The 12747-nt window shown below is 45.1% G+C and carries 10 protein-coding genes; all 10 read left to right on the forward strand.

The window, feature by feature from the left end:
- The first annotated feature begins 18 nt into the window (after positions 1–18).
- The 10 genes from GK047_RS07020 (at position 19) to GK047_RS07065 (ending at position 12732) form a co-directional block, all read left to right on the forward strand.
- A complete protein-coding gene (locus GK047_RS07020; protein ID WP_163943075.1) occupies positions 19–1203 on the forward strand; it encodes an alpha/beta hydrolase family protein in 1185 nt (394 codons plus the stop codon).
- A gap of 154 nt (positions 1204–1357) precedes the next feature.
- Positions 1358–1513, forward strand: coding sequence for a hypothetical protein (locus tag GK047_RS07025; RefSeq protein ID WP_346010289.1), 156 nt, complete (start codon positions 1358–1360; stop codon positions 1511–1513).
- A gap of 5 nt (positions 1514–1518) precedes the next feature.
- Positions 1519–3867, forward strand: coding sequence for a glycoside hydrolase family 95 protein (locus GK047_RS07030; protein WP_163943076.1), 2349 nt, complete (start codon positions 1519–1521; stop codon positions 3865–3867).
- Between the two features lie 32 nt (positions 3868–3899).
- Positions 3900–4904 carry a Gfo/Idh/MocA family protein gene (locus GK047_RS07035; protein ID WP_163943078.1) on the forward strand — a complete coding sequence of 335 codons (1005 nt, stop codon included), beginning with the start codon at positions 3900–3902 and terminating at the stop codon, positions 4902–4904.
- Positions 4901–7042 carry a glycoside hydrolase family 31 protein gene (locus GK047_RS07040; RefSeq protein ID WP_163943080.1) on the forward strand — a complete coding sequence of 714 codons (2142 nt, stop codon included), beginning with the start codon at positions 4901–4903 and terminating at the stop codon, positions 7040–7042. Before GK047_RS07035 ends, GK047_RS07040 begins: the two co-directional genes overlap by 4 nt.
- Positions 7043–7165: 123 nt before the next feature.
- On the forward strand, positions 7166–7543 hold the full coding sequence (locus GK047_RS07045) for a cupin domain-containing protein (protein ID WP_163943082.1): 378 nt from the start codon (positions 7166–7168) through the stop codon (positions 7541–7543).
- A gap of 291 nt (positions 7544–7834) precedes the next feature.
- Positions 7835–8860 (forward strand): response regulator transcription factor, encoded by a 1026-nt coding sequence (locus GK047_RS07050; RefSeq protein ID WP_163943083.1) that lies wholly within the window; start codon positions 7835–7837, stop codon positions 8858–8860.
- Positions 8860–10686 (forward strand): cache domain-containing sensor histidine kinase, encoded by a 1827-nt coding sequence (locus tag GK047_RS07055; RefSeq protein ID WP_163943085.1) that lies wholly within the window; start codon positions 8860–8862, stop codon positions 10684–10686. The genes GK047_RS07050 and GK047_RS07055 overlap by 1 nt, the downstream gene beginning before the upstream one ends.
- 167 nt (positions 10687–10853) lie before the next feature.
- A complete protein-coding gene (locus tag GK047_RS07060) occupies positions 10854–11816 on the forward strand; it encodes an ABC transporter permease (RefSeq protein WP_240343775.1) in 963 nt (320 codons plus the stop codon).
- 19 nt (positions 11817–11835) lie between these two features.
- Positions 11836–12732: a carbohydrate ABC transporter permease gene (locus GK047_RS07065; protein WP_163943088.1), complete on the forward strand. Its 897-nt coding sequence runs from the start codon at positions 11836–11838 to the stop codon at positions 12730–12732.
- The last annotated feature ends 15 nt before the right edge of the window (positions 12733–12747 follow it).

Here is a 12747-nt window from a genome sequence, read left to right on the forward strand (position 1 = left end):
GAAGGGGGGATGATTCCAATGCAACGACAAAAGAAGAGCACTTCTAATCATGCCCTGCCCTGGGATCTTGGAAAGCTCTACGAAGAGGGGCAAGCGTTTCCTCTTTCACAATTTGATGAGGGAGATATTAAGGCGATTTTTTACGAGGGCTTGATCTATCAAGGGAGGCCTACTCGCGTATTTGCCTATTATGCGATACCTGAGTCATCTTCAAGAGAGAAGGTTCCTGGGGTGGTTCTTGTTCATGGCGGAGGGGGAACGGCATTCAAAGAATGGGTTCGGATCTGGGCAGATAGGGGATACGCAGCCATCGCGATGGATTTAGAAGGTCATCTGCCGACCGAAAAGAATCCTGATGGCATCTGGCCTGGACATGAATGGAGCGGCCCTGCTCGGCAAGGAGAATTTGCCGACTACGAGCTTCCATTGGAAGATCAATGGATGTATCATGCCGTTGCTGATGTCATGCTAGCTAACTCCTTTTTGCGTTCCTTCGATAAGGTTGACTCTGATAAAATCGGTGTTCATGGGATCTCTTGGGGAGGTATCGTTACAAGTCTTGTTGCTGGCGTAGACGAACGCTTTTCTTTTGCTATTCCTGTTTATGGCTGCGGTTATTTATACGAAGCGAGCAATAAGTATGGTCAGAGTTTTGCATCGATGCCTCCAGCATATTCCGAAAAGATTAAGCATTTTTGGGATCCTTCATCTTATTTCACTCGGATTTCGATCCCAATGCTCTGGGTTAATTGGAGCCATGACCCGCATTTCCCGCTTCATTTATTTAGCAAATCGTTTGAAGCCTCTAAAGGCGGTTTGATGTCATCGAATTTGAGCATTCACTTTGGATTAAGGCATTCCCATAGCGCGGGGTGGAAACCACAAGAAATCTATACGTTCGCGGATCAAATAACCTGCGGAGGGATGCCGCTCGCGCAAGTGATTAATCAAGAAATCAGCGAGAATAGCGTGAAAGTGGTGTATGAATCGGCTGTTCCTGTCGTGAAAGCTGAATTGCGTTATGCGGCCAACACAACGAATTGGTTTGAAATGAATTGGATAATCGGCGAAGCACATATTGACACTAGTTCTAATGTGATTATTGCTCTGATTACTGAAGAGATGTCAGCTTTTTTCATTCAAATGACAGATGAGCGAGGTTGCATCGTGAGTTCACCTCTCACTGTTTGTCCAGCCAAGTGAGAGGGCAAACCAATAGCGTAAGAGGTGGCGCAATGAAACATTTGTGGGGCAAGCTATTGATCAGTGCTGTGTTGATTAGCTTAATTTCAGGATGTAGCACTCCAACGAGATAACGGATGTTGTATAGAAAGTCAGGAATACGACGACGAAAGGGATGTCTGATTCCGTGGAAGCAGGAGTGTTTATGCCGCTGGATGATCTGCTTGAACAATATGCGCCCAACATTATGAAAGCGGTGTCAATTGAAGCGTGTCAAGAGACAAGTTACAACGGCAAAATATATTTTATGCACATGGAAAAGGAGGAATAGATGACATGACTACTAAACATCTCCTCACGATGTGCTATCCTGCATCCTGGTGGCGTTCGTTATGGCGAGAAGCGCTGCCTTCGGGTAACGGAAGGATTGGAGCTGCCGTTTACGGAGGGGTACACGAAGAAACCATTTTACTAAATCACGAAGACCTTTGGTGGGGCGGAGAGAATCCGAGTTTGCCAAAGGTCAGTGATCGTTTACCGGAGGTACGGCGATTGCTGCATGAGGGGCATGCTCCTGAGGCCGATAGGCTGCTGTCTGATGCCCTCAAGGCGCAGGGCTATTTCCCTAAGCTGGCTTCACCGTTGCCCTTAGGGGATTTCAAGATCTACATGCCACTACGTAAAGCGTTTCGAAATTACAAGCGAACGCTCCACATGGAAACAGGAGAAGTGGCAGTAAACTGGACAGATGGAGAAACAAGGTATGAGCGTAGGCTATTTGTTTCCCGTACAGATGATGCCGTTATTTTGGATATCCGTAAGTGGGGACCGCAGTCCATTGAAGCACGCTTCAACTTGCAGCTGCATGATAAACGTGACTTCAGGAAGCCTGGAATTGTTTTTCCCGAAGGCGAGGAAATGGATGTTACGAGTACTCACTTGTATTATGCCGCACATAATTTAGACGGGACTGATTTCGGAGCCGTTGCCCGAGTCGTTGTAGATGGAGGCCAGGCAGCGATTGGGAAAAATGGCTTAACCGTAAAGGATGCGGATTCTGTCTTGATCATCATCAAGCTTTTTGCGAGCGGAAATAGAGGGGATGAATGGAAACGCTTAGAGGATGAACTAAATGGTCTTGCTTGTAGCTACGATGTGCTGCTAAACAAGCATAGAATTGAACATGGTCGTTTGTTTAGTGCAATGGAATTTGATTTAGCTGCGGAGGGACGCGACCTCTCTAATGAAGAGCTACTGCTGCAAGCGTACCAGGGGGAAACGCCGGACGCCTTAATAGAGAAAATGTGGGCCTATGGGCGTTACCTGCTGATTTCTAGCACGCGAGCCGAAGGGCAGCCCTGCCATTTGTATGGGTTATGGTGTGGCGATTATGATGCTGTTTGGGCATTTCACATGGTCAATGAAAATCTGCAAATGATTTATTGGCAAGCTTTATCCGGCAATATGCCTGAACTGCTTCTTGCAGTCTTCAATTACATGGATAAGCTAATGGCGGATTTCCGCATCAACGCTAAGCAGTTGTTTGGTTGCCAAGGTATTTTCATTCCTGCTCCAAGTGTTCCTGGTTCCGGCTTACTAAAGCATACCTCCCCACATATTATTCATTGGACTGGAGGCGCTGGATGGGTCTCTCAACATTATTACGATTATTATCTGTACACGGGCGATAAGGCGTTTTTGCGAGATCGAGCTCTGCCGTTCATGCGAGAAGCGGCTTTATTTTATGAGGACTTTTTTACGCTAGGTGATGACGGGTTCTTCATCAGCGCTCCTTCGAATTCGCCTGAGAATACGCCAGGAAATTACTGGGGAGGTCCAGGGAAGTCAATGGGTACGACCATGAACGCGACAATGGACTTTGCCATCGCTAAGGAATTGCTAACTCACCTCATAGAAGGCGCGGAAGCAGTTAGCTTATATATAGATGATATTCCAAGGTGGCGGAACATGCTTGAACACCTTCCACCCTATGAGCTCAACGAAGACGGATCGGTGAAGGAATGGATGCATCCTTTCTACGCAGATAACAATCATCACCGTCATGAATCACATGTATATCCGGTGTTTCCTGGAACCGAAGTGACTAGAGCGAGTGATCCTGATCTTTTTCAAGCTTTCGTTACTTCTATTGAAAAACGTTTAGTTATTGGACTTAAAGAACAGTCAGGCTGGTCCTTAGCACATATGGCCAACAATTATGCACGTATGGGACAGGGCGATTCGGCTCTTGAATGCCTAGAGATTTTGGGTCGTTCTTGTGTCATGAACAACCTCATTACGCTGCACAATGACTGGCGGGGTATGGGCATTGGCGTTGATATGGATTGGGCACCCGTACAGATTGACGCTAATATGGGATGGACTTCAGCGATTCAAGAAATGCTGCTTTTTTCAGTGCCAGGAGAACTTCATATCCTGCCTGGTCGTCCTTCTCGTTGGACAAAGGGGAAGGCGGGTCCGCTGCTTACACGCGATGGCGTAGCATGTACACTGCAATGGGATGTGGCAGAAGGCCAGCTCGATCTTATCCTGCGTTCTACAAGAGGCAACATGCAAACGGATCTTATTTTTCCTGAAGACGTTGTCGAGCTGAAGAGAAGTGTATCGCTTTCGGAAGAGCCGCTGCACTTGTCTATAAGGTTTCGTGCGTCTAGCAGCTGTTAAATAAAAGAGATAGGCAATTACGGGGGGAGCATATGAAAGCATTATTGGTAGGTATGGGAGCATATGGGTTCGGTTGGTATCGCCGTTTGCGAAGCAAGCATATTCAGTTGGCCGTTGTCGATAAAGATAGCTCCCTAAGCGAGAAAGTAACGGTGGATGGAATTCCGTTCTATACGGATTTCATAGAGGCTGTTGAAAAAGAAAAACCTAGCTTTATTGTCAATGTGACACCCCCGAACATTCACGGCATCATCAATCACATGGCGTTTGATCATGGATTGCCAGTGCTTTGCGAGAAACCGATATCGTTCGACTATGAAGAAGCTGATGAAATGACGAAAAGGGCGGTGAATGAAGGTATCCCATTTATGATAGCCGAGAATTACCGTCGTTACGCTTATCCGAGAAGATTAAAGCAGCTTCTTGAAGAAGGCGCAATTGGCCGCATTTCCAGTATGGACGTTACTTTTTGCCGTTACCATAAGGTGCAAAGACATTACGCGGTGAGTCTATTGGACGATATCGCCATTCACCATTTCGATTTAATGAGGTATTTTAGCGGAACCGAAGCTCAACAGATATTTGCTAAGCGTTATCAACCCTTGAATGCTTGGAACGAAGCGGGTGAAGAGGGCTCTGACCATAATTTGGCCGCTATTATTGAAATGTCAGGGAAAGTGCAGGTGACGTATTCAGGAACCATAACTTCCCGTTATCTTCCAACCGTTTGGCATGGGAATTGGAGAATTGATGGAACTGAGGGCTCTCTGAAACTAACCGAGAATACAATTATTCTTGTTCGCGACGGACAGACAACAAAAATCGAAACCCACGAGGGTCACCCCGATGCGTTGGATGATTTCTTGAACTCACTACGGGGTGGCTTTGAGCCAGAAACGAGTGCAGCGGATTATATGCGAACGCAGGCACTTGTGCATGCAGCCAAAATTTCGAGTAAAGAAAATAGGATGGTCAGCGTTGAACCACTAGATTACGGGGATTCCGAAAGGGCATGGAGACGGGGGAGAGTTGAATGAATGTTCTAGGAAGTGAGTGCTTACAACCTGTGGGTCCAGGCGTCTGGTCTGGAGAGATCGGTATACCACAAGGGCTGACACCGCTGGATTGGATAGGCAAAGAACCGCTCATACAAGCTTTGAACAATATGGGTGAAGCCGAACTGCCATTTGCACTTGACGACCTTGTTGTTGAACAAATGAAGGATTGCACGATCCTACGGATGCCCTTATTGGAAGATGAGCCCCTGTATGGTCTTGGTCTACAGTTTCTGCGTATGAATCATCGCGGTCGTACACGCTATTTGCGTGTAAATAGTGATCCTAAGCAAGACACCGGAGAAACCCATGCGCCGGTTCCGTTTCTAGTCAGCGCTCGCGGATACGGAATTATGGTGGATACCTCCAACATTGTCACGTTTCATTGTGGATCTACAATACGGAGAGAAAATCAACATCCAAGCGACTCACGTAATCGCAACACGGATTCGTCTTGGAAAGCGACACTTGTATCTCGTTGTGTGGAGATTCGACTTCCGTCCGAAGGCTGCCGAGTGCTGCTGTTTGCAGGTCCAACTGTCATTGATGCCGTTCGCCGCTATAATTTGTGGTGCGGTGGCGGAACTCTGCCCCCTCGATGGGGACTAGGCTTTTGGCATCGCGTTCCGAAGCTTTATACGGATGAAGAAACCATAGAGGAAGCAGAGGAATTTCGCCGCCGAGGATTTCCCTGCGATGTGATTGGCTTAGAGCCCGGCTGGCACAGCAGGAGCTATCCAGTGACATATGAATGGTCGCATGAACTTTTTCGTGACCCTGCTTCTTTCGTCAAAAGGATGGAGCAGCAAGGATTTCGCATCAATTTGTGGGAGCATCCGTATGTCTCTCCCGAAGCTAAGCAGCATGCACGACTTGAACCATATGCTGGTTCACATACGGTATGGGGCGGTTTGGTTCCTGATTATACGCTTCCAGAGGCGCAACATATTTACAAAATGCAGCATGAGGAAGAACATCTTCGTATTGGGGTATCTGGTTATAAGCATGACGAATGCGATGGCAGTGAGTTGACGAATCATGCTTGGATGTTTCCTGCACATGCTGCGTTCCCATCTGGTCACGATGGGGAGCAAATACGCCAGCTGTACGGCTTATTGTTTCAGAAAATGTCAGATGATATGTACCGTAAGCACAATCGTCGCACCTATGGTCTTGTCCGTGCCTCGAATGCGGCTGCTTCAAGTATGCCTTACGTATTGTACTCTGATCTCTATGATCACCGACAGTTCGTGCGAGCCCTTTGTAGCAGTTCGTTCAGTGGACTGCTGTGGTCGCCGGAGGTTCGTAAAGCAAATGACCAGGAAGATTGGGTTCGTCGGATGCAAACGGTATGTTTCTCGCCGCTGGCCATGCTCAACGCTTGGGGGGACGGAACTAAACCTTGGTCCTATCCTGAAGTAGAAGGGATTATTCGTCATTATTTGGAGCTAAGGATGCGACTTTTACCTTATCTCTATACAGCGTTCGCCCGATATCGCTTCGAAGGGATACCGCCTTTTCGGGCAATGCCCTTGGTGGAGGGATACGCCGAAGCATCAATAGCCTATCATAGGGCTTCAGTTAGCGCCAAGGAGACGCTCAATACGAGTGATGCGGCTTATGGACGCGCAGGGTTAAGAGAGTGGGATGACCAGTATGCTGTAGGGGATGATTTGTTGGTCGCTCCGCTCTTCGCCGGAGAGTCTTCCCGAGACGTACTCCTGCCAAGCGGGGGATGGTACGGTTTCGAAACTGGCGAGTATTATGAAGGTGGCCAGGTTGTTCGGATAACTTGCGGACTTGAGCAAATTCCTGTATTCGTAAGAGAGGGGGCTGTCATTCCCATGATGCCCGCCATCACTAATGTTCCGCATCCTGCTGGAACTGTACCGGTGGAATGGTGCCATTTCGGTGATGTCCCTGGAGTCGGGCTGCTTTATGACGATGATGGGGAGACGTTTGACTACGAAACGGGGCAGTGTTCATGGGTTAAAGCTAAAGTATACAGGGACGATAGCGGTTCATGGTCGGGAATGCAGCAGGTTGAAAGAACAGTCCGTGTTCATCGCTCCTATTTTCATGGCGAAACGAGCTGGAAATTCGGTTTAGTACGAATATAAGTAGTAAGCTTTTATCATAGAGTGGACAGAGCACTGCTCAAGGTACCATGCTAACTTTAATGATGTTTGTTTCCGTTTATATAATTAATTGTAAGGTAATTGAAGGGGATGGAGCGTGTACAAATGGACGTTCGGAATTTTCTTGAAGCAGCTTTGGAAAGCGGAACTAGTCATCGGGGAGAGGGGGAAGTGAGTAGCGTTGAGCTTTATAGTCAAGCAGATCATGAGTCCCCCCTACGATTTTTATACTACGTGGAGATACCGCCAGGCGCATCAATTGGGCAGCATCGGCATAAGGCTGACGAAGAAATGTACGTTATTCTGGAAGGCTGCGGTCTGATGACAGTTGAAGAGGAAACGAAAGAGGTCAAGGCGGGTGATACGATTTTGAACAAACCTTACGGAAGCCATGGATTAAAAAACAACACAGATGACATCCTAAAGCTTCTCATTTATGAGGCTGCTTTGTGCGCTCAGAGAGAGAGCGAAGCGAACAGCTGAGCAACAAGCATGGGCAGCGCATATGCGCTGTCTCTGTTTCAGTTACAAGAATGTTGATTTGTCAAGGGTTCCTAGGGGAACAACGCTAAGCAGAGAGGAGATTAACAAAATGGCTTCGAAAACGGATACGTCCAAACAACAAGAACCGCACTAACTAATTATTTAAAAAAAACAAATAGGATCGTAAATAAACATAATCAACACGCCTAGCATTTCTGCTTATACTTAAAAATAAGTCAACCCACGCATGAGGTCTGTGGTAAAATATGTCCAAAAGGAGTGTAAATGGAAATGAAACATATCCTCATTGTAGATGACGAACCGATGGTTCGTATGGGACTGGCGAAATTGGTCAGGCAGTGTAACCCATTGTTTCGTACAGTCGTCGTGGCAAATGGGGTGGAGGCGTTGTCTGAAATCAATAGACAACGTCCAGATATTCTGCTGACGGATATACAGATGCCGAAGATGGACGGTCTGGAATTATGCAAGCAGGTACAGGCAATGAATTTGAACATTCCGATTGCCGTTATTTCCGGCTATGATGATTTTACCTATGCACAGAAATGCCTAACCTATGGAGTGAAAGAATATTTATTGAAACCGCTTACAGAGCATGAATTGTATCCTGTCTTAAACAAGCTCTTGCTGCAGCAGGATCAGTCGGTACCGATATCCTTCTATAAGGTGGAAGAATGGTTGGAGCGTGTTGAATCGACGATTTGGTCTGCTGACTTAGAGTCCCTAACCCGTCTCATGGACGATTGGAAGCAGGGCGGAATGACCAAGGGAATTCATATCGAGCAGTTAGAGCGCATGATTACGGACGGCTTGAAGATATTAGTGAAGAAACTTAACGCGCGTGGGATGGTAACGTTTACGACAAAACCTTCGTTAATGCAATTAAATACCGTGCAAGGGACGAATGACTATTTGGAGGCGGAGCTAATCAGTTTGTATAACCAACTGTTCCTTTGGCGTGGCGGTAATCAGAAAAGTTTGTTCGAGGAAGCGCAAGCCTATATTAACAATCACATTTCCGAGGAGCTTAGCCTAGAGGAAGTCGCTGAGAAAATGGGACTTGCACCAACCTATTTCAGTTATATTTTCAAAAAAATGACCAATGAGACATTCGTCCAATATCGGATGAAAAAAAGGATTGAAATGGCGAAGAGGCTTCTGGAAATCCCTCACTATAAAGTCGTTGACGTCGGGGTGACCATTGGTTATCAAAACTATCCATATTTCACAAAAATATTTAAAAAAATGACCGGTTGCTCGCCGACAGAATATCGCAGCATGTTGGGGATTAAATAATGAAATCAAGCTTGGCGGTTAGAATGTTCGCGTATTTTGTAATCGTTATCCTCATTTCATCTTCCATAGTTGGCTTTGTGCTCTATGTTCAGTCTTCAAAGGAAGTCGATAAGCAAACAAACGGGCTTCTGACACAAATCGTGGATAATGCTATGAACCATACCGATATGTATTTAAAGAAATACGATCGAGCCACTTTGTCTGTGTTGACTTCAACGAACGTGAAGGAGTTTTTGAACACGGACAAAGAAGACTTTGTCTCGTATTTTTTGTCAATCAGACCGATTAAAGAGAAGGTGATTAGGCCCCTTTTCATCAACAATCCCGAAATTAGCATGGTTTATTTGCTTGGATATAACGGTCTTAGCATTTATGATCACAACGCAGATGTGACCGATTTCAGCCAATCTACGTTAGTGGACAAGATGGACGTTCTTAAGCAAATTACGAATAACGATGGGAAATTAACGATTATGGATTGGAGTTTCCTGAACGGAAAGCTTGCCTTAACACGTAAAATATCCGATCGTCAAACTTCCAAAGTATATAAGGGAATCCTTGGTATTGAGCTGAATATTGAAGAGCTGACCACGCTTTGGAAAGGAATTCGTTTAGGGGAGACTGGCTATTTTTATATCGTAAATGACAATGGGAATATCGTTTATCACCCTAATTCCGAGATGATCGGTAAGCAGCTGAATGATAAGCTGTTCGTGAAGCTAAAAGAAAATCAAAATCGTATTTTTACTTATAAAGATGATATTGAGCGCGTGCATTTCAACCGAAGATCTGATTATTCAGGATGGACACTTGTTGCCTCAATGCCGTTGAATGAGCTTAGAGCCCCTGTGCTGAATATTCGCAACACAACGCTCTTCACCTGCAGCTTTACACTCATCATTGCTTTGTTTCTTGCCTACCGATTTGGAAATTCGATAATAAAGCCGATTAAGATGCTGGAAAGCGGCATGCGGAGGACTGAAAAGGGGGATTGGGCCCATGTCGCCATAATCGGGAGAACAGACGAAATGGATCGTCTGATTGTTAGCTATAACAAGATGGTTAGCCGCCTGCAGGAATTAATGGAGCAAGTGTATGCAGAAGAGTTGAAGAATAAAGAGTATTTGCTCAAAAGACAGGCTGCCGAATTCCAAGCGTTGCAGTTGCAAATCAATCCGCATTTTCTTTACAATACGTTCGAAACAATTGTTTGTTATGCTGTCGTGCAAGATTCACAAGAGATCAAGGAGATCGTTCGCTCGCTCTCTTACATGATGCGGTACTCCGTTCGAGCGGATTTGGAGGAAATTACGGTTGCAAATGAACTAAAGCATGTACTGCATTTCATGAACATAATGAACTACAGATTAGGATTTACGTTCGAAATTGAAGTGTTGATTCCCCCAGAGCTCTTATTGAAAAAAATGGTGAGGCTTACCCTGCAGCCATTGGTAGAAAATGTATTCAAACATGCTTTCCCAGATGGGATTGAGCGCCATCATCAAATCAGTATCAATGCCTTCTTCGACAAGGAAGATTTCGTAGTAACCGTAATGGATAACGGTGCAGGCATACCACCTGACAGGCTAAGGGAGCTTGAGACGAAATTACACGCGCAGCTGTTGCATACTCGCTTTCCCGAACAAAGAGAGCGGGAAGGAGGCATCGGTCTAGTGAACGTTCACAGCCGTATTCAAATTGTATGTGGTGAGAGGTACGGGCTTTCCATCTCTAACAATGGCGTAGGAACAGGCACTAAGATTACATTACGAATGCCAAGTAAAAACGGCGAACCGGGCTATCCCCCGGAATCCGCAAGCTTCTAGAAAAGAGGTTACGTTAGCGCTGCTGCTACGTTTTCCTTTTTTCTCTTTTTTTATGTGTGAACAAGTGACTACCATAAATTAGTTGAATAGGTGCTTAAAAAACTAGTATGCTTGCCATTTCTCAAAAAACTATGATGAAGATAACAAAAGAGAGGAGGAGGTATGAATTGGAAATTGTTAGGGTAGCTCCAAACGTACGCAAGGTTAGAACGAATATAGCTGTTCTCGTTTTCCGTAATATAAAAAAAGTGCCTCAGCTGTACTTGTTGTCTTTATTACCTATTCTTTACATTCTCATTTTTAAATACGTGCCGATGTACGGCGCTGTGATCGCCTTTCAGGATTATGTTCCCCATAAGGGATTTTTTGGGAGCGACTGGGTAGGGTTAAAGCATTTTAATACGTTTTTTAATTCTTATGAATTTTGGAAGGTCATCAAGAACACGCTTGGGCTTAGCTTTTATGGACTTCTGGCGGGCTTTCCGTTTCCGATTCTATTGGCGCTTTGTCTAAATTATGTAGGTCGCTCTTCGGTAAAAAAGACCGTGCAGATGATCACCTACGCCCCGCATTTTATTTCGATGGTCGTTATGATCGGTATTATCGTGCAATTATTAGATCCCAAAACAGGCATAGTCAATATGATCATTGCGCAATTGGGCTTCGAGAAAGTAGATTTCTTCGGGAATCCAGATAACTTTAAATCGCTTTACGTTTGGTCGGGTATTTGGCAAAATGTAGGCTTCGGTTGTATCATTTATTTAGCAGCATTGGCTGCAATCGATCCTTCGCTGCATGAGGCAGCAGTCATGGATGGGGCTAATAAAATTCAAAGAATGTGGCACGTGGATATTCCCGGTATAATCCCGGTTGCTAGTATATTGTTGATCCTCAATGTAGGGAATATGATGGACGTAGGGTTCGAAAAAGTTCTATTGATGCAAAATCCATTGAATGTTAGCTCATCTGAAGTCATTGATACTTATGTGTACAAGGTCGGACTTTTGTCTACTGGGATTAAGTATTCTTACGCTTCAGCAATCGGACTGTTCACTTCCATCATCAACCTGATCCTTCTTTTCAGTGTGAATAAGGTCGCCAAAAAATTAGGGCAAACGAGCCTATGGTAAAGAGGTGCAGAGTAAAACGATGAAGTCAATCCGGATTAATGAATCGAGAAGCGATCAGCTATTTAACTTTATGAATTACACGTTACTTTGCCTCTTTACGCTAACCGTTCTATACCCACTTGTATATGTAATCAGTGCTTCCTTCAGTTCATCTGCGGCTGTGATCTCAGGTAAAGTTTGGCTGTGGCCAGTCGATATTTCCTTTCAGGGTTATGAAGCGGTGTTTAAGCACAAGCAAATCTGGGTTGGGTTTGCTAATTCGATGTATTATGCGATCGTGGGAACGTTCTTCAATGTCATCATGACACTCATTGCTGCTTACCCGTTGTCACGCAAAGACTTTTATATCCGAAATGGTGTCATGGCACTTTTTGTTTTCACGATGATGTTTGGCGGGGGATTGATTCCTAACTATCTCTTAATAAAGGAACTCGGTCTGATCGATTCCCGTTGGGCCCTGATCATACCTGGAATCATGAGTGTAATGAGTGTGATTATCGCAAGGACGTATTTTCAAACGACAATTCCCGATGAGCTGCTAGAAGCGGCGCATTTGGACGGGTGTAGCGATTATAAATTTTTGATTAAAATTGTGGCTCCATTATCAGGCCCAATTATCGCGGTTCTTTCCTTGTTTTACGCGGTAGGGCATTGGAATACGTATTTTGCCGCTCTCCTTTATTTGAAATCACCAGATCTGTATCCACTCCAAATTATTTTGCGTGATGTGTTGGTTAAAAACGCGTTGGATGAGGAAATTATTACAGATGTTGTCGGTGCAGCGCAGCGTGAAGGAATGAGGGAACTTCTGAAATACTCACTCATTGTCATTTCCACAATTCCTGTTCTACTTGTTTATCCTTTTATTCAGCGGCATTTTGTTAAAGGCATGATGATCGGCTCGTTAAAAGGGTAGCGTTGAATACAGATA

It is taken from the genome of Paenibacillus sp. SYP-B3998, from assembly GCF_010820665.1.
In the GTDB taxonomy this organism is placed as follows: domain Bacteria; phylum Bacillota; class Bacilli; order Paenibacillales; family NBRC-103111; genus Paenibacillus_E.

Coding starts and splice junctions, on each gene's coding strand:
- GK047_RS07020 (WP_163943075.1), top strand. CDS start 19: ATGCAACGACAAAAGAAGAGCACTTCTAATCATGCCCTGCCCTGGGAT.
- GK047_RS07030 (WP_163943076.1), top strand. CDS start 1,519: ATGACTACTAAACATCTCCTCACGATGTGCTATCCTGCATCCTGGTGG.
- GK047_RS07040 (WP_163943080.1), top strand. CDS start 4,901: ATGAATGTTCTAGGAAGTGAGTGCTTACAACCTGTGGGTCCAGGCGTC.
- GK047_RS07025 (WP_346010289.1), top strand. CDS start 1,358: ATGTCTGATTCCGTGGAAGCAGGAGTGTTTATGCCGCTGGATGATCTG.
- GK047_RS07045 (WP_163943082.1), top strand. CDS start 7,166: ATGGACGTTCGGAATTTTCTTGAAGCAGCTTTGGAAAGCGGAACTAGT.
- GK047_RS07050 (WP_163943083.1), top strand. CDS start 7,835: ATGAAACATATCCTCATTGTAGATGACGAACCGATGGTTCGTATGGGA.
- GK047_RS07065 (WP_163943088.1), top strand. CDS start 11,836: ATGAAGTCAATCCGGATTAATGAATCGAGAAGCGATCAGCTATTTAAC.
- GK047_RS07035 (WP_163943078.1), top strand. CDS start 3,900: ATGAAAGCATTATTGGTAGGTATGGGAGCATATGGGTTCGGTTGGTAT.
- GK047_RS07055 (WP_163943085.1), top strand. CDS start 8,860: ATGAAATCAAGCTTGGCGGTTAGAATGTTCGCGTATTTTGTAATCGTT.